The organism is Paenibacillus taihuensis, from assembly GCF_003386535.1.
GTDB lineage: Bacteria > Bacillota > Bacilli > Paenibacillales > Paenibacillaceae > Paenibacillus_Z > Paenibacillus_Z taihuensis.
Genome location: NZ_QTTN01000020.1, coordinates 77,299 through 103,211, shown reverse-complemented (window position 1 = coordinate 103,211; position 25,913 = coordinate 77,299). Strand labels below are relative to the sequence as shown.

Annotated in this window: 28 protein-coding genes; 17 read left to right on the top strand and 11 right to left on the bottom strand. The window is 51.0% G+C overall.

Annotation, left to right across the window (positions count from 1 at the left end; genetic code table 11):
• The first annotated feature begins 91 nt into the window (after positions 1-91).
• Together A8990_RS17305 and A8990_RS17300 are read left to right on the top strand one after the other, a co-directional pair.
• On the top strand, positions 92-967 hold the full coding sequence (locus A8990_RS17305; RefSeq protein WP_116190300.1) for a LysR family transcriptional regulator: 876 nt from the start codon (positions 92-94) through the stop codon (positions 965-967).
• A gap of 114 nt (positions 968-1,081) precedes the next feature.
• Positions 1,082-1,471: a DUF1330 domain-containing protein gene (locus A8990_RS17300; protein ID WP_245996073.1), complete on the top strand. Its 390-nt coding sequence runs from the start codon at positions 1,082-1,084 to the stop codon at positions 1,469-1,471.
• A 176-nt stretch (positions 1,472-1,647) separates the two neighbouring features.
• Here A8990_RS17300 and A8990_RS17295 read toward each other — a convergent pair whose 3' ends face one another.
• The 4 genes from A8990_RS17295 to A8990_RS17280 form a co-directional block, all read right to left on the bottom strand.
• Positions 1,648-1,923, bottom strand: coding sequence for a hypothetical protein (locus A8990_RS17295; protein WP_116190298.1), 276 nt, complete (start codon positions 1,921-1,923; stop codon positions 1,648-1,650).
• Between the two features lie 137 nt (positions 1,924-2,060).
• Positions 2,061-3,170 (bottom strand): GerAB/ArcD/ProY family transporter, encoded by a 1,110-nt coding sequence (locus A8990_RS17290; RefSeq protein WP_116190297.1) that lies wholly within the window; start codon positions 3,168-3,170, stop codon positions 2,061-2,063.
• A 7-nt stretch (positions 3,171-3,177) separates the two neighbouring features.
• Positions 3,178-4,251 carry a Ger(x)C family spore germination protein gene (locus tag A8990_RS17285; protein ID WP_245996075.1) on the bottom strand — a complete coding sequence of 358 codons (1,074 nt, stop codon included), beginning with the start codon at positions 4,249-4,251 and terminating at the stop codon, positions 3,178-3,180.
• A complete protein-coding gene (locus A8990_RS17280) occupies positions 4,244-5,731 on the bottom strand; it encodes a spore germination protein (RefSeq protein ID WP_116190295.1) in 1,488 nt (495 codons plus the stop codon). The genes A8990_RS17285 and A8990_RS17280 overlap by 8 nt, the downstream gene beginning before the upstream one ends.
• A 460-nt stretch (positions 5,732-6,191) precedes the next feature.
• Here A8990_RS17280 and A8990_RS17275 point away from each other — a divergent pair, with 460 nt between their 5' ends.
• The 5 genes from A8990_RS17275 to A8990_RS17255 are packed head-to-tail and all read left to right on the top strand — an operon-like array spanning position 6,192 to position 8,731.
• Positions 6,192-6,500, top strand: a complete 309-nt coding sequence (locus A8990_RS17275) for a PadR family transcriptional regulator (protein ID WP_281272513.1) — start codon at positions 6,192-6,194, stop codon at positions 6,498-6,500.
• Positions 6,497-6,844 (top strand): DUF1048 domain-containing protein, encoded by a 348-nt coding sequence (locus A8990_RS17270; protein WP_116190293.1) that lies wholly within the window; start codon positions 6,497-6,499, stop codon positions 6,842-6,844. The genes A8990_RS17275 and A8990_RS17270 overlap by 4 nt, the downstream gene beginning before the upstream one ends.
• Before the next feature lie 11 nt (positions 6,845-6,855).
• Complete coding sequence (locus A8990_RS17265; RefSeq protein ID WP_116190292.1) at positions 6,856-7,176, top strand: DUF1048 domain-containing protein; 321 nt, start codon at positions 6,856-6,858, stop codon at positions 7,174-7,176.
• 35 nt (positions 7,177-7,211) lie between these two features.
• Entirely contained in the window at positions 7,212-7,970 is a 759-nt protein-coding gene (locus tag A8990_RS17260; protein ID WP_116190291.1) for an ABC transporter ATP-binding protein, read from the top strand.
• Positions 7,971-7,972: 2 nt separating this feature from the next.
• On the top strand, positions 7,973-8,731 hold the full coding sequence (locus tag A8990_RS17255) for an ABC transporter permease (RefSeq protein ID WP_116190290.1): 759 nt from the start codon (positions 7,973-7,975) through the stop codon (positions 8,729-8,731).
• Between the two features lie 275 nt (positions 8,732-9,006).
• On the opposite strand, the gene A8990_RS31595 is transcribed toward A8990_RS17255, so the two are convergent.
• On the bottom strand, positions 9,007-9,171 hold the full coding sequence (locus tag A8990_RS31595) for a YjzC family protein (protein ID WP_181909637.1): 165 nt from the start codon (positions 9,169-9,171) through the stop codon (positions 9,007-9,009).
• 168 nt (positions 9,172-9,339) lie between these two features.
• Between A8990_RS31595 and A8990_RS17250 the strand changes: the two genes are divergently transcribed.
• Positions 9,340-10,092, top strand: a complete 753-nt coding sequence (locus A8990_RS17250) for a ZIP family metal transporter (protein ID WP_181909636.1) — start codon at positions 9,340-9,342, stop codon at positions 10,090-10,092.
• Positions 10,093-10,152: 60 nt separating this feature from the next.
• On the opposite strand, the gene A8990_RS17245 is transcribed toward A8990_RS17250, so the two are convergent.
• Positions 10,153-10,629 (bottom strand): GyrI-like domain-containing protein, encoded by a 477-nt coding sequence (locus A8990_RS17245; RefSeq protein ID WP_116190288.1) that lies wholly within the window; start codon positions 10,627-10,629, stop codon positions 10,153-10,155.
• A gap of 26 nt (positions 10,630-10,655) precedes the next feature.
• Positions 10,656-11,135: a hypothetical protein gene (locus A8990_RS17240; protein ID WP_116190287.1), complete on the bottom strand. Its 480-nt coding sequence runs from the start codon at positions 11,133-11,135 to the stop codon at positions 10,656-10,658.
• A gap of 106 nt (positions 11,136-11,241) precedes the next feature.
• On the opposite strand from A8990_RS17240, the gene A8990_RS17235 reads away from it, so the two are divergent.
• A complete protein-coding gene (locus tag A8990_RS17235; protein ID WP_245996072.1) occupies positions 11,242-12,210 on the top strand; it encodes a helix-turn-helix transcriptional regulator in 969 nt (322 codons plus the stop codon).
• A gap of 507 nt (positions 12,211-12,717) precedes the next feature.
• Here the strand turns inward: A8990_RS17235 and A8990_RS17230 are convergent.
• Positions 12,718-13,113 (bottom strand): VOC family protein, encoded by a 396-nt coding sequence (locus tag A8990_RS17230; protein ID WP_116190285.1) that lies wholly within the window; start codon positions 13,111-13,113, stop codon positions 12,718-12,720.
• A 184-nt stretch (positions 13,114-13,297) separates the two neighbouring features.
• Here A8990_RS17230 and A8990_RS17225 point away from each other — a divergent pair, with 184 nt between their 5' ends.
• The 3 genes from A8990_RS17225 (at position 13,298) to A8990_RS17215 (ending at position 15,722) form a co-directional block, all read left to right on the top strand.
• Positions 13,298-14,323 (top strand): sialidase family protein, encoded by a 1,026-nt coding sequence (locus A8990_RS17225; protein WP_116190284.1) that lies wholly within the window; start codon positions 13,298-13,300, stop codon positions 14,321-14,323.
• 86 nt (positions 14,324-14,409) lie between these two features.
• Entirely contained in the window at positions 14,410-15,282 is an 873-nt protein-coding gene (locus tag A8990_RS17220; RefSeq protein WP_116190283.1) for a hypothetical protein, read from the top strand.
• Positions 15,279-15,722, top strand: a complete 444-nt coding sequence (locus A8990_RS17215; RefSeq protein WP_342772901.1) for a protein-tyrosine phosphatase family protein — start codon at positions 15,279-15,281, stop codon at positions 15,720-15,722. The genes A8990_RS17220 and A8990_RS17215 overlap by 4 nt, the downstream gene beginning before the upstream one ends.
• A gap of 202 nt (positions 15,723-15,924) precedes the next feature.
• Here A8990_RS17215 and A8990_RS17210 read toward each other — a convergent pair whose 3' ends face one another.
• Genes A8990_RS17210 through A8990_RS17200 form a run of 3 tightly spaced genes read right to left on the bottom strand, consistent with a single transcriptional unit; the run spans position 15,925 to position 19,849 of the window.
• A complete protein-coding gene (locus A8990_RS17210; protein WP_245996071.1) occupies positions 15,925-17,085 on the bottom strand; it encodes a GerAB/ArcD/ProY family transporter in 1,161 nt (386 codons plus the stop codon).
• On the bottom strand, positions 17,082-18,272 hold the full coding sequence (locus A8990_RS17205) for a Ger(x)C family spore germination protein (protein WP_116190282.1): 1,191 nt from the start codon (positions 18,270-18,272) through the stop codon (positions 17,082-17,084). Before A8990_RS17205 ends, A8990_RS17210 begins: the two co-directional genes overlap by 4 nt.
• 2 nt (positions 18,273-18,274) lie before the next feature.
• On the bottom strand, positions 18,275-19,849 hold the full coding sequence (locus A8990_RS17200; protein WP_116190281.1) for a spore germination protein: 1,575 nt from the start codon (positions 19,847-19,849) through the stop codon (positions 18,275-18,277).
• Positions 19,850-19,944: 95 nt separating this feature from the next.
• Between A8990_RS17200 and A8990_RS17195 the strand changes: the two genes are divergently transcribed.
• The 5 genes from A8990_RS17195 (at position 19,945) to A8990_RS17175 (ending at position 25,836) form a co-directional block, all read left to right on the top strand.
• Entirely contained in the window at positions 19,945-20,145 is a 201-nt protein-coding gene (locus tag A8990_RS17195) for a hypothetical protein (RefSeq protein ID WP_116190280.1), read from the top strand.
• 299 nt (positions 20,146-20,444) lie between these two features.
• Entirely contained in the window at positions 20,445-22,640 is a 2,196-nt protein-coding gene (locus tag A8990_RS17190; RefSeq protein ID WP_116190279.1) for an ABC transporter ATP-binding protein, read from the top strand.
• Positions 22,640-23,146, top strand: a complete 507-nt coding sequence (locus tag A8990_RS17185; RefSeq protein WP_116190278.1) for a DUF1854 domain-containing protein — start codon at positions 22,640-22,642, stop codon at positions 23,144-23,146. The genes A8990_RS17190 and A8990_RS17185 overlap by 1 nt, the downstream gene beginning before the upstream one ends.
• Positions 23,147-23,269: 123 nt before the next feature.
• A complete protein-coding gene (locus A8990_RS17180) occupies positions 23,270-25,036 on the top strand; it encodes a sensor histidine kinase (protein ID WP_116190277.1) in 1,767 nt (588 codons plus the stop codon).
• Complete coding sequence (locus A8990_RS17175; protein WP_116190276.1) at positions 25,033-25,836, top strand: response regulator transcription factor; 804 nt, start codon at positions 25,033-25,035, stop codon at positions 25,834-25,836. Before A8990_RS17180 ends, A8990_RS17175 begins: the two co-directional genes overlap by 4 nt.
• Positions 25,837-25,913 lie beyond the last annotated feature (77 nt).

Here is a 25,913-nt window from a genome sequence, read left to right as displayed (position 1 = left end):
AACCTATGTCCCATGAGTCTAATGCATGATTTCTATGGTTTATATAATTTACTTTCATGTATAATAACAAAAAAGTACGCAGGGGGATTCTATGGAGCTTACACAGTTGGAGTATTTCTTGGCCGTTGCCCGAATGGAGCATTTAACGAAAGCTTCAGAAAGTCTATCGGTTACGCAACCTGCACTAAGCCACTCGATTTCAAAACTAGAAGCGGAGCTCGGTGTGCCTTTATTTGAACGAAAGGGAAGAAATCTGAAAATTAACCGATACGGTACAATGTTTGCAAAGCGCGTGGAGAAAATACTGAAGGAGGTAGAGCGTGGGAAACAGGAAATCGAAGAGTGCTCAAATCCGAATTCAGGTTTCATTCATCTTTCGTATTTGAATATCTTGGGAGTTGATTTAATTCCACGCATCATCCGAGAGTATCAGCAAGCCAATCCCAAAATTACGTTTAAATTGTCGCAAGGTGACAAAGGATTAATAGTAGAACAGATTGAGAGTGGCGATTCGGATATAATGATTACCTCTGAAAGACCCGAAGGAGAGACCTTTGAATGGCTGCCGATTGTTTCGTTACCCCTATATCTTGTCGTTTCTTCAAGTCATCCACTTGCCAACCGGGAATCCGTTAGCTTGAAGGAGATAAACGGAGAGCCGTTCGTAGGCTTAAAGCAAAACTGTTCACTAAAGGATTCGCTCCTGGCTCGGGTCCATCATATGAATTTCACTTTGGCTTCTACGTACGATGCTGATGATTTACCGACAGTAGCGGGTTTTGTCTCGGCAGGACTCGGAGTGTCTGTATTGCCAAGAACAGCAGGGTTGGAGCTGAAGGGTTTAAACTGGATCAAGATCCGGGATAAAGGTTGGGTTTGGGAAGTTGGTCTGCAATACAAAAAAAACAGGTTCCTTTCACCGGCTGCCCAAAGATTCGTCAGCTATCTTGAAAAAAAGTTCAATTGAGTCTCATTATATCTAGGAAGTTAGCTGGATCGCGCCTTTATCATTAATTATATTAATGAGTTTTATTAAAAATATAAAATATACAGATCAACCTCTCGTGACTATAGTTGTTTCATGAAAGCAGCAATCTCTTCTTTTAATAGAAAAGTGACTGCTGAAATAACATGGAGAGGATTTGATATTCGAATGTCAGCATACGTTGTTTTTATCAGAGAAAAAACAAATAATATAGAAGAGCTGGGTATCTACGCGTCTAAAGCGCCGGTTGGTCTTGCCGGTCATTCGCTGAAACCTCTTGCTATGTATGGAACGCATGAAGTCATTGAGGGGCCGGATGTGGAAGGTGTGGCTGTGCTGGAATTTCCGAACATGGAGGAAGCAAAAGCGTGGTATTACAGTCCCGCTTATCAAGATGCTCTTCAGCATCGATTGAAGGGCGGCATTTACAGGGGGGTTATGGTAGAGGGGCTCTCAAAATTCGAAACGGATGGCTGCAAGATCTGAAAGGAGTGCAGCGGTGATGGCCGTATCGTCGGAGGGCGAAGATTATGGAAACTGTATTGTAGATCACGGCCGGCTATCTCCTGGTTTTGGCGTAACTCGGGCAAAGGTGAAGCGATCATTCCCATTCAGGAACGATCGCTTCACCTTATTTGCGGTTATTGAGGTATTACATATGTTTAGACCGTTACTTTACTTGAAAGATATGCAGCTTCTTTTTCAGCTTCTTTCTTTGCTTTATCCAGTACTTCTGATTTATCTAGTAGGTTTGTGCCTTGGGCTCGAATGATTTGGTAATCCTCATTAATTTCTTCACTATACAAATCGATTTGCCCGATAGTTTCGCTAGGATTCATTTTGCGATAGTTATTCATAAAATGGTTGCCAACCTCAAGGCTCACAGAAGCGGGGGAATCCACGGTGGCAGGGGCATTGATAACAAGCAGGATTTTCATTCTTTCACTCACGTTAAAAAATGGTAGATACCATTTGTACCATGAGTTTTGAAGTCCAACCCATTTTATACTGAAGTCCCCTTCAGTAAGCGAAATCGAACGGAATTACCTGAAGTAAAATATACGAATGCCGCAGACTAAGACGCGCGTTCAGCGCGCCATATTTGCAGCCGATTACTTATAAACACACAAACGGCAAGCAACGGAATATAGCCATACAAGAGGATTGATCCGGCGTAGCGAATACAGTCCTCGACTACCTGCATCATCTGGGCGTTATATGGCCAAGCAACGATAATGAACACAACGATAACCACGATCCATAACGATGTTTTCGCGGATAGAGAGGTCGAAGATCGCAGAATGCGCGTACACCCCCAGAGTACGATGCAGCAAGGCGGAGTAATAGCGAAGACCCAATTGAAAATATAAAAATAATCAAAGCGCTCCAGAAACGTAAAAGAGATGATTTTGGACAAGCTTAGCGTCGGCCAAATCTCATGCTTTATTTCCCCTTGGTTGTAAAAGGCAAACGTGGTACACGCGATGATTAAATATAACACATAGGTGTGAAGCACCCCAATATGAGCCCATTTGGCTGACTTAGCATTGTCCCTTATATAGGGGAAATAAATAAGAAGCAGCTCAACGCCCATATAGAGAGGCACACTTCTAGAAGCGGAATAAGTGAATTCAGGAAGTGTGTGATTCAGGAACGGCAGAAAATTTCGCCACTCTGCATATTGAAGCGGGAAAATCAGCGTAACGATTAACAGTGAAGGTATGAGCACGAAACAAAACGTGATACCGGTGATGACGCGAAAGCCGCCGCGTACAATATAAACGAACATAAGAAGAAACACCAGCGCGATACGCCACGCCTTCATTTCGGGGAAAACGAGTGTTTGGATGACTTGCGAATACGAGATCAGCTGAAAACAGATAAGCATGAGCAAATAAAGAAGGAAGGCGCCGTTAAGCAGTGAACCCAGCCACTTGCCGAACAATTGAACATGCAGCGAAATGATGTCTCCCTTGCTTGCATGCTTGAGTATGTAAAAAATCAGCAGAACGACTACGTGTATCGACAAGCCGGTGACAAGGACAGAAATCCAAGCATCATGACCGGCTCCTGGAGTGATAGCATGCTGAAAATTCAGCATGGAGATGCCTGTCTGAGATTTGTGCAGCAAGAACCAGAGGAGGTAGGGCGAAACCGTCTTGGAAAGGGAAGCTTGGTAGCTCATTGTCGTTTTATTCTCCGGCACCTGAATTTTTTAAATGAACGTTCACATTCACATTGAATTGCAAGGTTGGGTAAACCTTCTTGTAAAAAACGGATGCTTTCCAATTTCGATCCTCCGACCGAAATCGTTCTCCAATTCCTAAGGAATCCATGTCATTGGCTTGGATTTTCTTGAGCAAGGCTAGAAGCTGAGCTTTCAGCTGGCCTTCGATACATGAGGACAAAGCGCCGGCTTCAGACGGATCCATCGACATTCGATTGCCCTCTAGGTTACGGATGTTCCCGTCAACGTTGATATCGTAGCGAAATGCCGCAGGACGCATCTGCGTCTTGCTCGATGAACGGCCGGCAAGAAGCGAAAGCACATACTGATGTTCCTTATAGTTGAAGGCCAATTCGCCTCTTACCTTTTTACCTTGCAGCAATCCGAATAACGTCATTTCATTCGTGTTCAGGACGATCCTCAGGCGATCCTTTTTAAATAGTGCATACCCATGGATTTGGATTTGGCGCTGCTCGTTCAACGATAAGCTCGGCATGGAAGGGTCTTTTCCCTCCGAGTAATAATCGTGCAGGAATAGATGGAGATTGGAAGGAGGCACGCCTCCATTTGCCATGTTCTGTTTTACGATATTAAAAGGGAGGTTCTCCAATTCTTGATGATCCAAGCTTTCAATCAACTTCTCAGCAGAGCAAGACGATACAGCGAGGAGGAGTGTATTACCGAGATCTGGATCTCGAATAATGGTTGAAACGGCAGTGTAGATGCCTTCTCTTGCAATCGCCTGGCTGAAAACGATGGAATTGACTTTGTTGTATTTCACTTTGCGGGGAGATTCGCGTTCGAACTGATCCATGATCAGCTTCGGTTCTTTGCCCTGCCCCTTTAAGATGGCCAAGCTTCCCTTCCGTTGGATGTAATTCGGGTACGCAACAGTTCCCTTGCATAGCTCTCCTTCTCGGTCAAAACCGACAGCGGACAGAATCCGTATTCGGTTCACGATGCTTTCATTTCCGCACCCGGCCAGCAGCAACAGAGAGAACAGAATTATTACCAGTCGGAGCAATGTGACCTTAATCATCATGTTCGATATCTTCTTTCTTCGTGTCGGGCTGATAGCGTTTGGTGCGAAGCGGGTTCAAGTACAGGATTCGATTAGTGGTGAATTGATATGAAGCTCGAATTAGACTATCGCTGAGATTGCCTTTCCGGAATGGAAAAAACGGTACCATGTAAGGAGTGTCCAAGCTTTTTAGCCGCAATAGATGAGCAAGCAATAGCGTGAATCCGATCGCGATTCCGAGCCCGCCAAGGAGAGCCGAGAAAAGAATGAGCGGGAACCGGAGCACGCGAATCGTATTCGCCATCTTGAAGATCGGCGTCGTGAAAGAAGCCAAGGCCGACAGAGCCACGATGATCAGTAAGATATTGCTAGTCAGAGAAGCTTGAACCGAAGCTTCGCCGATGACAATGCCCCCGACGATTCCGAGCGTTTGGCCGATTTTTGCGGGCAACCTTGCGCCTGCTTCACGCAACAGTTCAATGGTCGTTTCTAAGAACACGACCTCAATGACAGGCGAAAATGGAACATGAAGGCCTGACATCATAATGGGCTGGAGTAGTCTGGAAGGAATCATCTCGTAATGAAAAGTTAATACGGCGATATAAATCGGCGATGCAAATAGCGAGAAGAACACGCTCATCAATCGAATTACGCGAAAAAAAGAGCCTGTAATCCAGTTCAAATAATAATCTTCAGGTGAAATAAAGAAATCCATAAATGTCGAAGGGCCAGCTAAAACATAAGGTGAGCCGCTGGTAAATAAGGCGATTTGACCAGAGGAAATGACGTATGCGATCCGATCGATGCGCTCGGTGGTCAGAAAGAGCGGGAATGGCGTATTGGTGTTATCGCTGATGACTTGTTCAAGAAATGAACTGTCATAAACGATGTCCATGTCGACGCCTTTCAGCCTATTCTTCATAGTTTGAACGATTTCAGGATTAGTAAGTCCTTCAATATAGGCGACGACAATGGTTGTTTTGGACAATGATCCGATCGTCAGTTCCTCAAAGATCAATTGTGGTATAGCAATTTGTTGTCGCAGGAGGTGCAAGTTAATGGACAAATTCTCAACGAAGCCCGTTTTAGGCCCGATTACGCTAAATTCGTTCTCCGTATCATTGCTTGTACGATGTCCCATCGTTTCATGTGAGATATTAATGAGAAGTGCTTCATTTCTTGCTTCCTGAAGTTGAAGCACAACATAGCCCTGTTGAAGTTTATTGGCGATTTGATTTGGCACAGTCTCGCAAGTTATTTCGTCGAAGGGCAGCCATTTCTTCAATTCCTCTAAGCGTTGAATTTCTTCGTCAATTTTGTGCAGGCAAGGGAGTAAATGATCATGAATCTCTCCAGTATCCGACATAGAAGGATAGAAGCTGACGGTAAGGCTGGTTTGCCCGATCTCCAAACTGATCCGTGAAAAATCATTGGACTTGCTGACAATGGAAAAAAGCTGCTCAAGTGAATGGATATCGAATTGTTCGGATGGCTTCATTGCCTTCATGTACCTCCGAAGGAAAAGTTCTTAAAGAAAATGCCTTAGGGGCATTATCATAGTCTGGCCAATAGTCCCTTTTTTATGCCCGCTTTGACGGACTCTTCTTAGTAGAAGATGGACCTTTGATCCAGTGAATTTGGTGGCAAAAATTTAAAACGGAATAGTTTTTTCGTTTTCGTCGACAGCATGAGGACGTGGTCCTAAAATCAGCATTGTAAGCGGAATTGTAATCAATGGGTAAACGACTCACTTGGAAAAGCAAGCTTAACAAAACTTCTTTGTTATGACAGGAATTCATTCCGGTTGCCCATTTTTCAATTCGAATAACAAAACCTGTTGACACGAACACTACTACGTGTTACTTTATAGATGTAGTAAGTAACACTGAATACCAGTAACACTGAATACCAGTGATACAGAATAGCGAGAGGTGATCGTGTTGGATAATCTGACGGAAATGCTCAAAGGGGTGCTCGAGGGCAGCGTCCTCGAAATTATAAGCCGTGAAGAAACGTACGGGTACGAAATCACGCGGCGGCTGAACGCCCTTGGTTTTACGGATGTGGTGGAGGGTACGGTGTACACGATCCTGCTCCGGCTGGAGAAGAACAAGTTGGTGGAGATCACCAAGAAGCCGTCTGATATGGGGCCGCCGCGAAAATTCTTCTTGATCAACGAAGCGGGGCGCGAGGAGCTGGAGAAGTTCTGGGAGAAGTGGGAATTCGTCAATTCGAAAATGAGCGAGTTAAAGGAGAGAAAACAATGAACTTCTGGGACAAAATTACCGGCAACGACATGAAGAAGGAAATGAAAGCTTTTGAAGCGCGAGTCCACAAGCTGCCTGCCGATTATCAAGCGGCATGGAAAGAAATCAATGTCCATTTGTGGCCGCACACGGACTTCACCGGTCGCAATCTGATGCCCATCTTCGACGGCGTTCTTGGTCTGCTCGAAGAGACGGCGGCGGACGGCCAGAGCGTGCAAGAGGTTCTGGGTGACGATATCAAAGGCTTCTGTTCGGCGCTGGCCGGAAATGAAGGAGCTAAGTCTTATCGCGACAAGTGGCGCAAGCAGCTCAACGATAATATCGCCAAAAAATTAGGCAAATAGGAGTGATTGATATGGGAATCCGAGAAATCATCGAAGGCAAAAAAGAATGGCGAGCGCACGTGGCGCGCGTCAAAGCGCTCCCTAAGGATTATCAGATTGTGTATAAAGAGATTCAGAAATATCTGTTCAAAGTCGGACCTGTCGACCTCACCGAAGGGGGTTTGCTCTCGGGCATCGTCGACCTGTTCGAAGAAGGCGCGGCTTCGGGGAAGGGCGTGCTTGAAGTGACGGGCAGTGACGTGGCGGGTTTCTGCGACGAGCTCATCAAGGATTCGAAGACATACGCCGACCTCTATCAAGAGTCGGTTGATGAGAAGAAGAACAAGAAATAAGCTCCGGCTGATAAAGTAAAAGGAGGGATATCAGTATGGATAAAGCAATAGAAGTGAAAGGATTGCGAAAGTGTTACAAGGACACGGAAGTGCTAAAGGGCGTAGACTTCGAAGTGAAGCGGGGCGAGATCTTCGCCCTGCTGGGCGCAAACGGCGCGGGCAAGACGACAATCGTCAGAATTCTCGCCACGCTGCTTAAGCAAGACGGAGGCACCGCCGCCGTACACGGCTTCGACGTCGCATCCGAGCCCGAGAAGGTGCGGCAAGCGATCAGTCTGACCGGGCAATTCGCAGCCGTGGACGAGATTTTGACCGGCCGGGAGAATCTGGTCATGATCGCCAAGCTGCGTCACCTGCCCAATCCGCGAGCTGTCGCGGATGAGCTGTTGAATCGCTTCGGCTTGAATGATGCCGCCAATCGCAAGGCGTCCACCTATTCGGGAGGCATGCGCCGCAGGCTCGACATCGCGATGAGCCTGATCGGCAGCCCGCAGCTCATTTTCCTCGACGAGCCGACCACAGGTCTAGATCCCGAGGCGCGCATCGAGACTTGGAAGCTCGTCAAGGGACTGGCGGACGGCGGCACGACGGTGTTTCTGACGACGCAGTACTTGGACGAAGCGGAACAGCTTGCCGATCAAATTGCCATTTTGCATAAGGGTACAATAATCGCGAACGGCACGCTCGAGGAGCTGAAGAAGCTGTTTCCGCCCGCCAAGAAGGAGTACGTGGAGAAACAACCTTCGTTGGAAGAGATCTTCCTCGCAATTATTGGTTATAAGGAGGGGGCGTAACGATGAATGAACATTTCTTCAGCGACATGAGCGTCATGCTCGGACGATCCATGCGCCACATTATGCGAAGCATGGACACCATCATTACGGTGTGCATCACGCCTATCGCCATGCTGCTGCTGTTCGTCTACGTGCTCGGCGGCGCCATCCAGGCCGGTACGGACAACTACGTGAACTATCTCTTGCCCGGCATCTTGCTGATGGCGATCGCTAGCGGGATATCTTATACGGCTTACCGCCTGTTCCAGGATAAGCAACGGGGCATAATCGAGCGATTCCATTCCATGCCGATCGCGCGTTCCGCCGTGCTGTGGGGACACGTGCTGACTTCTCTGGTATCTAACGCCCTATCGGTTGTCGTGATCATTCTCGTCGCGCTCATCATGGGATTCCGCTCATCGGCGGGGATACTGGAATGGCTTGCCGTAGCCGGCATACTCATGCTCTTCACGCTGGCTTTGACTTGGGTCGCGGCGATTGCCGGACTGGCCGCGAATTCGATGGAAGGCGCTACCGCGTTCTCCTATCCGCTGATCTTCCTGCCATTCATCAGCTCGGCATTCGTTCCGACAGAATCGATGCCGGCGGTCGTACGCGCCTTCGCCGAGAATCAGCCGGTTACCTCGATCGTAGAAGCCATTCGCGCGTTATTATCGACTCAACCGGTCGGCGATGAAATCTGGGTCGCTCTCGCATGGTGCTTAGGGATACTCGTAGTCGCTTATTTCTTCGCGGTGCGCGCATACAAGAAGGGAAATTAAACGAATGGAACAAATGCCGCTCCATGATAACTGGGTTTCCAATATGACAAAGAAGGCAACCAGTGGAGCAATGCCTGGTTGCCTCTTTTTTATTAGTCACTGAACAAGGCAGGCGGGGCGATCGGCGAGGTCTAAGCAGAAGAACATTTGGACATCCATCATCGCAATCGCAGTTCTTGCATTGGTTTTCATGTTATTTCGCCAGCGTAATTAGAAAAGGCAAATAAATAAGTGCCGCCTGGATACCCAGGCGGCACTTGAACGTGTAAGCTAGCTCAGAGAGTGGATTCATGCTTCCAGGTGGTTGCTTTCCCTGACTTCGGACAGTTAGGGAACGTGTCCCCGGCTTGAAGAACGACATGTCCGCCATCATTATCAATGTAATGCCCGGATTCCGTTACCTTCTCGCCGCTTCTATGGCGATGACCTGCATTTGACATTAAATTGTAGCCTCCTTAAGAATGGTTAGCGTCTTCCCAATCATAATATAAGCCTTTCATGCCAACGCCATTCTTTAAATTTAAGAACGGATTTCGCTCCTGCGACTAATCATACCATCCCCTATGGTCACATATAGTATGGGACTGGGACAAGGGGGAGGCGCAGGTGTGTTCAATGACACTATAAATGTATTTAAAGCGGGGTTGCTGGGGCTTATATTAGGCGGAAGCGGAATTGGAATTGGGGCGATAATTGCCTTAATCGTAGGGAGTGTTCGTCGAAAAATCGCTTCCTTCGTCATTCATGTTGCTGCAGGAATGATGATGATAATCATCGTATTGGATATCATCCCGGAGAGCATTGCCATTGGGGGATTTCCTTTAACCATAGCAGGTATCTTATTAGGGCTGTACGGAATCAGGCAATTTGAACGCATTTCCCATCGGATCATCACGTTTACGACGGGTACGCGTACGGATTCGTGGTTGCGCGCTGGTCTGCTCTTTACTTTCGCTGTTGCTTTACATAACTTTCCTGCAGGCATCGCTCTTGGCAGCAGCCTCGTTAATAGTCCGCAGCTTGTGAAGAGTCTAAGTATAACGATGATTACACATGCCATTCCCGAAGGAATTGCGCTTATCCTTCCTTTCGTCCTTGCCAACATGTCCCATATGGTCCTGCTGATCGTTGCCATTGTAGGTATTCCTACAGGTCTTGGTGCATGCTTAGGTTATGTATTCGGGATGATCATTCCGGAGGGCCAATCGTTATTGTTAGGCATTACGGTGGGGACAATCGTGTATATTGCCATTTTTGAGATGGTAAGACCTGCCTGGAAAGAAAGAGGAGGCTTATCGGTTACAGCGGGCATTTTAATTGGCGGATGGTTAGGATTACTCCTCATTGAATGCTTACATTAAAAAAAGTGGAACCAGCGCATTCACGTTGGTCGTTGGTTCCACTTTTTTCTGTCCAGACCTTTATCGCTTAACCACAGGCACCCAAAACTCACCGTAGAACGTGCCGTCGCCGTTATCTGTGCGATAAGTCGCATTCGGACCGCCGATGTAAGCATAATCCGTGATTTGGGACAGGACTTCGCCGAATGCGCGGTAAGTCAGCTGATCAAACAACGTTTCCTTTTCTCCGCTTCCTGCGACTACGATGTACTCGCTATCTGGAAACTCGATGATGCGCGTTGCGTCAGTTACGGATTTTCCAGCTTCAACCGCGAAATAATTCCACGGCTTGCCTTGATAGACCTCGTTGACGGACCATTCGCGATCGTTCTTTGCGGCGTCTTTGAGTTTGTTAAATCGCCCGTCGGCCTTCAGTTTGCCCCAAAACTCGGATTTTTCTTTCTGCATCGCGGGCATGTCTTGGAAATTGGACTGGATGGAGAAGCCATAAGCGGTCAAGGTGAATGACTTCTTATGTTCAAGTGTGTAATCTGCCATGTGAGTGCTCCTTTCGTTCCCGAGATTTAGCCTTCGACTTTCTTAACGCGAAGCGTCATTTCGCCGTAAAATTCACCGTTCTCATCAGCTTTGACGAACGTTGCATTACCAGGACCAACGTAGTTGTAGCCTGTGACTTCTTGCAGCAGGCCGCCGAACACTTTGCCTGTGATTTCGTCGGCAAGGCGGTCCTTGTCAGCACCAGTGCCTGGAACGACGAGGTATTCCCCAGCGAGGAAGTCGAGGACAACCGCGCCTTCCACGTCGAACTCGCCCATCACGCCGAACCCGCGCCAAGGCTTGCGGTCGATGTTGTAATTGATTTGATATTCTTGCCCGTCAGCGAGTGCGAGAAGTTCAGCCAACTTGCCGTTTTCCGTGATTTCAGCTTTTTTCGCTGCCGTTTTGGCTGCATTGCCTGCCCAGTCGTTGTAGTCTTCAAAGGTAACACCGAAGGCAGTCATTTTGTAGTTTTCCGAAATGGTTTTGATAGCGTAGTTAGACATATTATTCTCTCCTTAGTGGTTGTATTCTTTACAAGATTGATTCTAATTCCCGAATGTATCAAAAAATGATACCTTTTCTTTGCTGCATTTTTGATACAATAAAATCATGAAAAAAACAGAACGAGTGAACCTGATTATGCGCTACATCAATAACCGAGCGCACTTTACGATCTCCGAGATCCAGCGGGAGTTCAAGATTTCCCGCGCGACGGCGATTCGCGACATTAATGAGATTCAGGAGATGGGCTTTCCGCTGACGACCGAGCTTGGGCGCGGCGGCGGCTACAATGTCCTGCAGAATCATTACCTGCCCGCCGCCCGTTTCACGCCAGAAGAGCTGAAGGCGATCTTTATCAGCTTTATCGCCTCGAAAAATTCGCAGCTGCCTTATCTGCAGAATCGCCGCTCGATTACGGAGAAGCTCATCGGCATCGCGTCGCAAACCCAGCAAGACGAGCTGATCGAACTGAATCATATTTTGCTGTTCGAGAATACAAATCCTGCTAATCCGAATCTTCTGGAGCTCGACGATGCGGCGCCTGCGGAGCTGAACCAGTTGATTTCGCTTGCTGTGCGAGATAAGCATCTTCGCGTGACTTATGAGCTGAGTCTGGGCTGGCCGCAGCTGCTGGACGTTTATGTGCTGCATATCTTCAACTCGAACGCACAGTGGCTGGTCGAGGTGTTTGATTTGGATACGGAGGAGTTTCGTTATTTGCCTGTTGCGCTGCTGCGTGATTCGGCCATTTCTGAACAGGAGATGAAGTGGTCGGAGCAAGAGATATTAAGCAAGAAGCTGCTTCGCGCGCGCGAGTCGAATCTGGTTGTGAGGCTTGATCATACTGGAATTCAGCGCTTTAAGCGCATGCATCCGCCGGGGATCATCTTGTCGTTTACCGGGATGTTTCAGTCAAGCGGGATCTTCCATGTTCAACTGGATGTGACCGATGCCGAGGCGTTGGCGTATTACGCGGATTGGCTGTTGTTCCTGGGGAAGGGGGTCGTGTACGATCGGATTCCTGATGAACTGCGCGTGATATTGGAAGAGCGTTTAGCCCACTTAACATTTAATTGAATCCATTAATCTGAAGGTTGTCCTCTTCATTAGGGCGGCTTTTTTGCACTTAATCACGCTCCTATATATGGATACTACCTTTACGATTGATGCAAAGAAGGCTGTTCTGGAGTCATTTTCGCGCCTTTCTGTTCACCGAAAGTGCCATTCGGGCAGGAGGCGACGAATACTTCGACAATTTAAAATGATATCGGGAGTTCAGACTAGACCGAAGATATCGATCGCGAAACAAGATGGAACAAATCCGATCGACCTATGAAAATGGAGTCCGCATAAAAGCCGATATGTACAGCTTCAGAAATATCCTGTTCAAGAAGAGGTATGGCAATTGGAAGGATATCGACCTTACTCCCTCATCGCTGAACCGAATTGACGTTCATGTGAATATCCAGCATACAGGGGAGCTTAAGAAGACGTAGCAGGGGTTGTGGGCCGATTATCATGAGGCGAAGAATTCGTGAGCTTCCAAACAAGAAATCCCGACCCATTCCGGTCGGGATTTCTTGTTTATTTGGCATTCTCATCCGGCTGATGGATGCCGATAATATTGCCTTCGGTGTCGATGTAGTAGCCCTGCCACGCCATCCCCGGCAGCGCGTATTTCGGCAGCGCGACTTTCCCGCCAAGCGCCAGAATCTTCGCTTCCGTCGCATCGTAGTCGCCTACGCCCATCGTGCAGGCGAAGCCGTTCACCGCTTGCCCTGGCGCAGGCGGGGGACCCATGCGCTGCATCAAGGCGCCGTTGATGCCCATTGCGTCAGCATCGCCGGTCACTGCTCCGAAATAAGGCATGCCCGCATAGCTGCTCCAATCTTCAAACGTCCAGCCAAATACTTCACCGTAAAATTTCTTCGCGCGATCCATATCGTCAACATGAACCTCGAAATGTACGACTCTTCCCATGACGTTGATGTCCTCCTAAGATATGTCTTCCTTATTCCATTCTTTAATCAGGGTTTCCTTTCCTACTTGATCTATAAACGAAACATATTAAATTTTTATAGAAAATCGTGAAGTCAGCGAAAGAAGTGAATTGATCTCTCCGCATGACAGTAGGTATCCTGTTCGCAAGGAGCGTGAATGGATCATGGAAAATGGGAACCGAATCATTGCGGAGAAGCAGTATATCTTCGAAGAGGGGCAGCCGTTTCAGAGCAGTCATGCATCGACAGTGGCGGTGCTCGCGAATGGCGATGCAGCAGCGGCATGGTTTGCAGGGAAGCATGAAAAATCGAGCGATGTAGCGATCTGGATGTCGCGGCGCGTGGAGGGCGTCTGGTCGGCGCCGTACAAAGCGGCTGACGAAGAGGGGATTGCGCACTGGAACCCGGTGCTGCTCGCACAGGGGAATTCGCTTGTATTGTTCTATAAAGTGGGCCGCGAAATTACGGAATGGTTCACGCGTGTAAGTCGTTCCGAGGATGGCGGGATCACCTGGGAGACACCTCGGGAACTGGTTCCGGGAGATATCGGGGGGCGCGGTCCTGTACGGAATAAGCCGATTATGCTGCCGGATGCGTCCGGTACGATATTGGCACCGGCTTCCGTGGAACGGCATGATCCGGACATCGCAGGGAAGCAAATCTGGGAGGCGTTCGTTGATATTTCGCGCGACAACGGACAGACATGGACGAAGAGCGAGCTTGTACCAATGGACCTGGCATCATATGTAGGCGCAGTCCACTGGTTTGCCAAAGGGCTCATTCAGCCGACACTGTGGTCATCCGGAGGAGGGCATATACATATGCTGCTGCGCAGCACCGAAGGCTGGATCTTCCGCAGCGATTCGGAGGATGGCGGGCAGACGTGGTGCCAAGCTTACAAGGCTGCGCTGCCGAATAACAACAGCGGTATCGATGTGGCGCTAATGGATAGCGGCAAGCTTGCACTGATCTTTAACCCGGTGAGCGGCTATGCAACGGATAGCCCGCGAACGCCGCTTGTGGTGCGCTTCTCGCACGATAACGGTATGACGTGGGGCGATGAGTTCGTGCTGGAGAACGAACCGGGGGAATACTCGTACCCGGCCATCGTGTCTAAAGGCAATGAGCTGTACATCACCTACACATGGAAGCGGGACCGAATTGCCTTTTGGAAATTGACGTTGGTATAAGACAGGCAGGCGAGGTGTCAATCGGCGACTAACTTCCCCTCATATGGAAATACTTTGTGTATCACCTGAGGAAACGAAGTGAGGAATTGCCCGAAACCTTTTGGACCAACACAATCTGGTTTATTTTACTCGGCATCACGACGCTTATTGAACTCGCCATTCTTCTAAGGAGAGCGAAACGTCCTTATTTCATGCTGGCATTCTATTTTACAATTACAGGCATGAGCTTCTGCTTCGAGATGGTCGTTCTCTCTTATCTGAACGCATACACGTACAAACCGATGCTGATCCCGCAATCACCACCCAACGATGCGATCGCGGGCAATCTCTTCTCTCAGTTTTCCGTTTCGGCGACAGCCGCACTTCTTGCGTTGTTTCGACCGCGATTTTACTGGTGCATCCTGTTCGCACTCGTATATGGGGGCATCGAGGAGCTGTTTCTTTATTTAGGCATATACGAGCACTATTGGTATCGTACCTGGATGACCGTCGTGTTTCTGCTCATTTTCTTCTGGATCGCGACAAAATCATACAACGTCTGCTTCAGCTCCAAGTGGCGCTTCTGGCGCTATCCGTTTATCCTCTTTGGCCTGGTGACGCTGTACATTCATTCGATTACGTGGGTGCTTCAGCTTGCTGGCATTCGGAGATACAGCTCGACCTTAGTACCTGGCAGCGACCGCAGTATGGTCATTCTCTCGGCTTCCGAAACGCTCATTCTTGGCAGTATCACCATATACCTCTATTTCTCTAGAATCAGATGGAGGTGGAAGCTGGTGGTCATTGTGCTGCTGTTTCTTGCACTTAAGGCTATGGAGCAATTGCAGCTTATCACCTTGAAAGACGGGTGGTTCTTGGCCGCTTCCTTCATCTGTATAGGCGGGATGTACTTGTATACGTATCTGCTGGATCGGATGTATAATCAGGTCAACTATACGGAGGAGTGGATGAAGCAATGACCGTGGAGAAGAAATACCAGTCCCTACACGAGAACCGGATCTTCATGGGCGGGGCAGCGGATGTAGAAGCGATGATCAAGAATGAAGGCGTCGATGTGGTTGTTGACCTTCGCGGCGATGCGAGCGGCTGCGAGTATCCGCAGGCGAACGTCGAGTGGATTCAAGTGCCGCTGGGCGACAATGCCCCGGAGCCTCAGGACGTCCTGTTCATGAAGGCGATTAACCACGTGGTGGATGCGTATAAAAGCGGCAAAAAGGTAGCCTTTCATTGCAACGGGGGCGGAGGCCGCACAGGAGTCGTTGCAGCGGGAACGCTGATCAATCTGGGTATCAGCGACACGCTAGAGGATGCGGAGCTGCGAGCGAAGAATATCCGCTCCAGAATCGATATTAAGCCGCAGCAGCGCGAGGCGCTGGAGAAGCTGTATCGGAATAACTAATAAAAAAATCGAGAAAGCCGGCAGCGTTCGCTGCCGGCTTTTCTATGTCTATTGTAAACCCTATATTAAACTACGCTGAATATACGAACTCTCGTAAGGCATATGCTATATTTGGGCCTGCCGTACCGACACCGGAGAATCCTCCTAAATAAAACAAACCCCCGTAAGGATTAGTCTATCTAATCTTTGCGGGGGTTTATCGTTAACTCTGTTTATTCAGCTTCTTGCCGAGCATGAGGCGCAAGATCAGCAGCAGCACCGGCAGGCCGAAAGCAATCGGCAGCGCGATCCTCGGCCAAGTCTCCTCGAGATAATTAATCGCTCGGTAATGGTCGCCTACGATCCAATAGCCGTACGTACCGAGAATGACGCTCACAATCGGGATCATGCTTCGATTGCTCTTCAGTCCGAAGATTCGAGTCGCGCACACCGATGTCGCATAGATGAAGAACATCACCTCGAACAGAATCGGGATGGAGTACAAGGCGATCATGATCATCTCGTATCGCTGCAGGAAGGTGCCGATGTGCGCATTGCGTGCCAGCTTCATGCACGATACGGTGTATTGGCTCGTCACCTCTGAGGACAAAACGGCGCCTTCGAGAATGGACCAGATCATCGTCAGCAGTCCGCTCGCTCCGATGCCGATCAGTCCGGTCGTGCCGCCGATCTTGCCGGCATTCTTAAGAGAGGGCATGACAATCGCTGCGAGCATCGTCGCGAACGCCCAATCGGTGTCGTAGTTCAAGCTGGCCATGAAGGTGCGGGGAAACCCGTTCTCCAAGACGGGCAGCAAATTCCGAATATCGAATTCATTCGTAGAGCCGATAATGATGAGCACGTTCAACAGAAATATAAACAGCATCCCGACAAGCGCGAGCCGAGCCATTACTTCAAGTCCATAGTAGCAGCCAAGCGCGCCGACGAGCAGCGGCGCGACGAAGAACAGAATGAGCGGCGCTTCCGGTAAGAAGTAATCCTGGATATGATACACGAAGGTCAGCATTACAGGCCCGAAGCCGGCCATGAAGAACGCGAAGATGACAAGCGCGATCAGCTTGCCGAACCATTTGCCAAGCAGTCGCTGTGCGAGCGACATGAAATCAAGATCAGGCGTTTTGCGCAGGACGAGGTAGGTGATGTAGATCACAACCATCCCCTGGAACATCCCTAGCATGGTCGTGATCCACATATCCTGGCCGATCGAGCGGGCGAGTACGCCTTGCGTGACGCCGATTGCCTTGACGAAGATGAGATTGACCATCATCGCAATGAACATGCCATTCGTAATTTGAAATTTGCTCTGCTGGTTGGACGTCCGGGCCTGCTGTGACACCCGCTGCATCTTTAGCTTCATATTCATCGAATTTCAGTCCCAACTGCTTTAACTACGCCGCTCCTGATGCTCGCCTTGACTTCTACATCGAACGTCGCCTTCGCAAACATGAGATCCCAATTCTTCTTGGAGCTTTGCCACTCTGTCGGATATTTGTTTCGGAATACATCTCCGAACTTCATAAAGTCAGAATGATAGTTATTCTGCGCTTTGTCGATGACGCTCATAATATTCTGCTTCAGCTGGTTCTCCAGCTTCTTCTGGGTCTCCAAGCGCACCTCTTGATCCAGATTAATGCCGCAGCCGCTTTCGACGATGTCCGCATTCGTCTTGATCTGAATCCGGAAGTGCGGCTTATTATTCGGGAAGCTCGGGGTCACCTTCGTCCGGGCCTCCTTGAACTCAACAGACAGCTTCTCGCTGTTATTGTTCGGACATCTCACGACTTCGATGCCGCTGCTCAGACGCTCCAAGAAGAAGAGAAGACCGCGCGCCTCCTTCGAATTCAACCAGCCGACCATTTTGTCGCCGTGAAATGCCGCTGCGCCGGCGAGTTCTACCTGCTCCAGGGAACCGTGCTCTTCTGGTTTCTTGTTGGAGATGCCCCGGGGCTTCAAGGATACTTTAGCTAGTACGGGCTCCGTCGAACTGCTCAGGAAAGCCTCTTCAAGATTCATCATGTTGCTCGCGGGCGCACGGCCGACAATGTGATTATTGCGGAAGAGCCGATCGATGGCCTCGCCGGGCACGACCTCAAGACCGGTTATTGTCGCAATGACTTCATCCGGACGGTCCGGTGTAACCGCCACCCAAGAGCTCATGCGCAGCTCATGATTGCGGGTGAAGAAATCGACCATCTCCTCGATACCCTTCTTGGCGTAGTCCTCGTGCATGACGATGACAAAATTATGGGCCCAGTACACACGCCGCGAAGAGAATCGCCCTAAGTTGCGGATCGCATCGAAGATGGTCGAGCCCTCGGCGCTAATCGAGTAAATCGGCTGCCCGGTTCCGCCCGAAGGCGCCCCGGTTTGTCCGCGCGCATCGGCAGGCCGGATAATCTGGACGGATACCCGGACCGTATCGGGCTTATCACCAATATCAAGACCGACGGCAGTGACAAGGGCAAGTTCATTAATCTGCCGCAGCCCCAGGCAAGCGGTCTGAGATAGCAGTAAGAGGAGGCTGAGTAATAGAACTGCAGCACGTTTCATCGCTAGGTCGTGCCTCCTTTTGGCGGCTGCGGCATCTGATTCTCGCCCAGCCGCTGTGAATCTTGAGCAAAATCCGGCCGCTCGTTCATCATCCAGATTGGCATCCGAATCGCCATGTCACGCTGATCGCCCGGCCGGAACGGGCTTGCCGGCGCCAAGTACGATTCGCCGAAGGAGCGGATCGACATCGCGTGCAGCAGCAGGGCGAAGAACACGACCGCAAAGCCGAGCAAGCCGAACACGCCGGACGCGATCAGGAGCGGGAACCGGAAGATGCGCAGCGCGAGCGATGAGGAATAACTCGGGATGGCGAAGGATGAAATCTCCGTAATCGCAATGACGATGACCATGAACGGAGAGACGAGCCCCGCTTGCACGGCGGCTTGTCCGATAATGAGCGAGCCTACGATGCTGACCGCTTGGCCGATCGGCTTCGGCATTCGCAGGCCGGCTTCGCGCATGAGCTCGAAGGCGATCTCGAGCATAAGCGCCTCAAGGATGACCGGGAACGGCACCACTTCGCGGCCGGAGGCAATCGTCAGTGCCAGCGCGGTTGGAATCATCTCGTGATGGAACGAGACGAGCATGACGTAGATGGACGGCAGCACGAGGCTGATAATGAGCGCGAGATAGCGCACGCAGCGAAAGAACGAGCCGACCCAGTAGCGGTTATAGTAGTCGTCCGGCGCTTGAATGAACTGCCAGAAGAACGTCGGTACGATAAGAACGACCGGCGTATTGTCGATGAAGATGGCGACTCTGCCTTCGAGCAGGGCGGAAGCGACTTTGTCCGGCCGCTCCGTGCTCTGGATCGTATTGAACGGCGACAGCGGCGCGTCTTCAATCAGCTCTTCGATATAGCCGCTCTCGAGAATCGCATCGATCTTAATGCCTCGCAGCCTTCTTTTGACCTCGTCGACAAGTCCTTCTTTCACAAGATCCTGGATATACGCAATATTGATGTCCGTCTGTGAGCGGGTGCCGACAATCATAGGGTCAAAACGCAGCTGCGGGTCCTTAATACGCCTGCGCACATGCGCCGTATTGGTGCGGATGCTCTCGTTGAAGCCGTCACGCGGACCGCGGACGTTATTTTCGGCGGAAGGCTCCTCAACGCCCCGATCCTTCCAGCCTTTAGAGCTGACAATAAGCGCTTCCTTCATGCCTTGAACGAGGAGCAGCGTATCGCCGGACACGACGGCGGCAATGCCGTCCTTCATCCGGGTTGCCGTCTTCGCTGAAGCGTTCACGAGCAGCGTCGTCCGCAGTTCTTCCGCCGATGGAATTGCAGCGGGATCGCGATGCAGATCTTCGCCGAACACGATGAGCGCCTTCAGAATCGCTTCAATAACGAGCGTATCCGCGAGCCCGTCGACGAAAAAGCAGACGCCCGGAAAATCCGGATTGCCGCATAACCGGAACTCCCGCTGCTGCAGATCCGCGCTCTTCCCGAGCAGGGCATCGATGATGGCGATATTATCGTTTAGCTTCGGCGTGAAAGTCGCGCTTAATAGCTCCTCCTGCTCTCTGGCTGCTTTGTCTGCTTTGTCTGCTTTGGCTACTTGGTCTGCTGGCATGTTTCACTCCATCCTTTCTCGTGCCTGGTATAGACGGCTGCTCGCCTGTTCACTATATGAGTTAAGACATTACAGGGCAAAGGAGCCAGGCCGGTATGGATTTCTATCACTCATGGATCTATCAGAAAGTGATTAATACGGAATGGTTTATGTGGATCATCGTATGTGTGGTCCTGGGCATTAACATTATTTCGCCGTTGATCGTCTGGTATTTCATCACGGGGAAGAAGATGGTTAAGAAATATATAGCGCATAAGAAGCAGAATCAGCAGCCCGAGACTGGCAATGCAACATGAGTTTAGGAAAATGATGCCATCCGCCTAAGGCAAAAGGTAGCTTCCCCGAAAGCGGCTTGTATTATGCGGAGAAGGTTCGCAAGAGACCCGAGCGAGTGTGAGAACTCGCTTGGGTTTTTGTTGTTATTGGGGGCGGTTAAAGAGGCGGCCGGAACGAAACAGTAAAAATATTTGGGTAAAGTTTACAAATCAAGCAGGATATAATGGATGATTGACGAACATATATTCGTATAGGCGGATGGGGTGGTTGAGGTGTCCCGGTCTGCTCACAACAAGTGATTGAAGAATGGGAGGAAACCATGTCGTCGATCGAAAGTCAGCTTCCGGAAGTCATGCGGAAGCAATTGAAGGCTGAGCTGTTGTTCAGCACGAAGACCGATCTCCTGGAGAATGGCCGTTTCGGGGAACAGTGGCTGGCCATTACGGAAGGGCAGATCATGGTATGGCAGCAGGACGGTACGCAGCTGCTCCAGCTTGCCGTATCGGAACTTACAGATGCGCGTGCGGCGAGCGCTGTTGGCGGAGGTACGCTGCTTGCCGATACCGGCAAAGGCCCTGTCGTCATTGCGCGGTACACGGCAGCGTTATCGCCGATGTTTGGCTTCGCCGCCAAGCTGCTTGGCGCACTTGCCAAGGGCGAAGAACGGCCGGTCGTTTCGGAGCGGGAGCTTCCGCGTAACTGCCCTAGCTGCGGCCATCCGTTGTCCGAGGGGACCCAAGTATGCCAGTTCTGCAAGGATAACTCGAAAGTAGCGGCGCGGATGCTGCGGTATACGAAGCCTTACAAGATGCACATGATCGCAGCGGCGTGCCTCTTAATTACGACCACGCTGGTCGAGCTCGTACCGCCTTACTTAACGAAGGTTATTATCGACGATGTGCTGGGACCGAAGGATCTCGGCTCGACGCTGCTGCTCGTGGTGCTTGGACTTGGCGCTACGATGCTGCTGATGTCGGTGATGCAGACCATTCGCGGTCTCATCGGCGTATGGGTCGGCTCCAAGCTGATGGGGGATTTGCGGAAGGACGTGTACAGCTCGCTCATGCGGCTCTCGCTGGCTTTCTTCGATCGGCGACAGACCTCGCAGTTCATCGGCAGAGTGAACAACGATTCCGAGGCGATGCGGCAGTTCATGACGGACGGCGTCGTGTTCATGTCGGCGGAGCTGCTGCGGATTATTGCCATCTTTATCATTATGTTCGGACTCGATTGGCAGCTGACGCTGTATGCCATCCTTCCGGTACCGGTAATGGTTGCGGTATCGATGACCATATGGCCGAAGATCGGACGGCGCTGGTATCAGCAGTGGCGCTCGATCTTCCGGCTCAATACGCTTGTCGGCGACTCGCTGCAAGGCATTCGCGTCGTCAAAGCGTTCGGCCGCGAGCGGGATGAGCTGTCCCGTTATGCGGATGCGAATACAGAAGTGGTCCGGCGGAACATCCGCATGGAAGGGCTATGGTCGTTTATGTTTCCGGCGTTTGCCTTTATTGCGGGGCTTGGCACGCTGCTGATCTGGTACAACGGCGGGAACAAAGTATTGCATGACAATATGCAGCTCGGCGTGCTGATGGCGCTCATCTCTTACCTCGGCATGCTCTTCGGTCCGCTCCAGTGGATCAGCCAGATGATCAGCTGGGCCAGCAATGCGATGGCGGCCGCGCACCGCGTGTTCGAGATTATGGATACGCCGTCCGACGTGCCGGACGTGCATAATCCAGTGCCTCTTGGCGTCATCCAAGGCGAGGTCGTGTTCGAGAAAGTGACCTATGGCTACGAGAAGCATCACCCTGTTCTGAAAGACGTGAACCTGACCGTGAAGGCCGGGGAAATGGTTGGTCTAGTCGGCCATTCCGGTGCCGGCAAGTCGACGTTCATTAACTTGATCTGCCGCTTCTATGACACGGACGAAGGCGCAATTCGCATTGACGGCACAGATCTGCGGAGCATCAGCCAGATCGACCTGCGCAAGCAGATCGGGGTCGTCCTGCAGGAAACCTTCTTGTTCGACGGCACGATTGCCGAGAACATCGCGTATTCCAAGCCTGACGCCACGCCGATCGAGATTATGCGCGCCGCGAAGATCGCCAACGCGCACGACTTTATCGTGCGTTTGCCGGATGGCTACGACACGCGGGTCGGCGAGCGCGGCCACAAGCTCTCCGGCGGGGAGAAGCAGCGGGTCGCGATTGCCCGCGCGGTCATTCACGATCCGCGGATTCTCATCCTGGATGAGGCGACCGCGTCCGTGGATACGGAGACCGAGCGCCAGATCCAGGAGGCGATCTCGCGTCTCGTTAAGGGCCGGACGACGTTCGCAATCGCGCATCGTCTGTCCACGCTTCGCAATGCCGACCGGCTCGTCGTACTTGAGCGGGGCAAGATTGTGGAGGTCGGCACGCATGAAGAGCTGCTGGACAAGGAAGACGGCGTGTACCGCAAGCTGGTGGATGCGCAGCGCGAGCTGTCCAAGATTAAGGGGGTTGAAGGTTAATGACGATAACGACGGATCCGTACGATATCCGGCTCTTCTCGCCGGATGACGTCTACTTCAGCCGCGGCCAGGGCGGTGTGTTTCAAGGTATTATCGATGGCAAAACGTACAAGGAGCTGGAAGTGTACCGCGCCTTCCCGTTCTTGTATGCCACGCAGTATATCTCGATCCGGACCACGAAGGGCGACGAGCTTGGAATCATTGCCGATGTGAAGGAGCTCTACGAGGAGAGTGCGGTGGAATTAGAGAAGGAGCTGCAGCTCCGCTACTTCATGCCGCGCGTAACGCGGGTGGACAGCGTGAAGTTCAAGTCGGACCTATGGATATGGGAGCTGCAGACGCATCTTGGCGCGACCCGCATCGTCATGCGCAACCTGCACGAATTCATGCAATATCCGGGAGGCGGGCGGGTACTGCTCTCGGACATCAGCGGCAAACGCTGCGAGATTACCGATTGGCAGCAGCTTGATGCACATAGTCGCAAGCAGTTGGAAGAAGTGCTGTAGTAGATAGTAGAGAGGCGTTCGAGGGCAGGCGGTGCTTGCTTTTGAACGCCTTATTGTTATTCCTATTCATCCATAAAAATGATATGGTGGGAGGTATCTGTGCTAGAGAGGGAGGATTCAAGCGTGTGGCCAAAGCTGCTGAACTATAACACCTTGCGAAACCAGATGCTGTTCGGGTTTATAGCCGTGATGATGATTATCCTGACCTTTGTCGGCGGCATTACCTTCAATTCCGTATCGACGCTGCTGAAAAATAACGCCGAGAAGCATATCGGCCAAACGGCGGTTCAAGCGAATGGGCGTCTTGAGGGGGTACTGGATCAGATCGATTCCTTAACGACGTTAGTGTCCACGAACGGCTACGTGCAGCAGCTGCTGCTTCGAGAGACCAAAGGGCATCATTCGACGTTCGCAGAACGGCAAGCGCTTCCGCCGATCATCAATCTCGTGCAAATGTACACGGACGGGATCAAGTCGGTGGAGCTTTATAATAAAGACCGCGTCCGGCTCTATCCGCTGGACGGCGATAATCTCGGCGTGAAAGTGAGCGAGGACTGGATCGAGCAGGCGAATGCCAAGAAGGGCGGCATTGTCTGGTTCGGCATCGATCCATCCGATCCGTCGTCGCTGCTGGCGATTCGCCGAATAAGCCTCATCGATAAGTATTTCTCGACGGGCGGCTATTTGCTGATTCGGGCTGACCGCAGCAAGTTCGCGCTCAAAGGTCCGCTCTCCGGCGAAGGCGAAGCGGAGACGATGCTGCTTATCGCGAAGGACGGCCAGCTCATTACCTCGAACGATAAATCGATAACTGCCCTGGAGGCTTCAGTACTCGCGGCTTCCAAGGACCAGACGGTGAAGATCGGCAATCGATCGTTCATCGTCGTCAAACAGCGTTCTTCCGTAACCGGCTGGACGCTGCTCATTCTGACGCCGGTCAACACGATTACGAAGGGAATCTCGGTCGTCCGCACGACCATTATCGTATCTGCCTGCATCGGCACGATTCTGTTTATATTGCTCTCCTTCTTCCTATCAACGATCATTACGCGTCCGCTGTTTAGACTCATCAAGACGATGCGCGGGTCGCGCCTCAACATTCTGAAGCCGACGGATATCGTCTCATCGACCATAGAAATCCGGGAGCTTAACTACTCGTACAATCAGATGGTCGATAATATAAACGGCCTTATTAAACTTGTCTATGAGAAAGAATTGTCGCAAAGCATGACGGAGCTGAAAGCGCTGCAGGCGCAAATCAATCCGCACTTCCTGTTCAATACGCTCGACGCTCTCTACTGGTCGCTGCTCGATAAGGACGAGGAACAGCTCGCGGCTTACGTCGTCAACATGAGCGATCTGTTCCGCTATACGATTACGAAGCCGAACAAGGATGAATGGGTCAGCCTGCGCGAGGAGCTTGAGCATATCGAACGCTATCTGAACATCATGAAGATGCGCTTCGAGGATCGGCTGGACTGGCACATCGACGTATCGGACGAGTTCTCCTCTATTCAGCTGCCGAAGCTGCTGCTTCAGCCGCTTGTGGAGAATGCAATTCTGCATGGCGTGGAGAGCAAAGTTACACCAGGACGCGTAGAGGTTACGGCTCGGAAGTTCGGAGAGGATGTCATCGTGACAGTCGAGGATGACGGAGCGGGCATGAGCGAGGAGAGCCTACGCCAGCTTATTGAAGGATTGGAGAGCGGGAAAGTGCAGTCAACGAAAGATTCCGGCGTCGGCATCGCGAATGTGCAGCGGCGGCTGCGGCTCTATTTTCCAAGTGAAGGAGACTTGGCAGTCTCGCGTATTTCGATTCAGAGCCAGCAGGGTAAGGGAACGCGCATTAGCATTACGATTCCGGCAGACAGGGGGAGAGCTCTACTATGAGAACACGGACCATTCTTATCGTCGACGACGAGCCAAGATCGAGAGAAGGCATGAAGAAGATGCTCGGCGCTTGGGCGGATTTGCAATACGAGCTGTTGACCGCAGAAAACGGGTTCACTGCGCTGGGCATATTGGAGGAGACGCAGGTCGATCTGATGATTACGGATATTCGCATGCCGGAGATAAACGGGCTTAGTCTCGTTAGTCGGATGAAGGAGGCGGACATGCAGCGGCGGCCAGCTGTCATTCTAATCTCGGGCCATGCCGAATTTGAATATGCGCAGCAGGCGATCCAGCTGTCCGTCGTCAATTATTTGCTCAAGCCGATTAGCAAGGACAAGCTGATTGCAGCCGTAGAAGAAGCGCTCGAGGCAGTGCAGGAACGGGACCGAGTGATGCTCATGACGAAGATGAGCGATCCGCAGTTGATGGCGGTTGCCGATTCGGAAGCGGGTCTTAGCGATCCGGTTCGCAGCGCTATGCAATACGTAGACGCACATATTGAAGAGGCCGTCAGTCTGAAGGACGTCGCCGAGCATGTGCATCTGAACGCCAGCTACTTCAGCACGCTGTTCAAGGAGCAGAGCCAGATGACGTTCAGCGAATTCGTGGCACGCCGGAAGCTGCAGCGAGCGAAGGAGATGCTGCTTCGGACAAACCTGCCCATTGCGGAAATTGCCGAGCGGATCGGGTATCAGACGGCCAAATATTTTAACAAGGTATTCAAGGAATATGAGGACATGAGTCCGGGGCAGTACCGCTCCGAGATGAAACGGGAAGAAGAGAATACCCAAAAATAGTGGAAGTTTACGCAAACGCCGTACCCTTATCCCCTACCCGCACCGATGATAGACTAATATCCAGAAGGAAAGCGCAT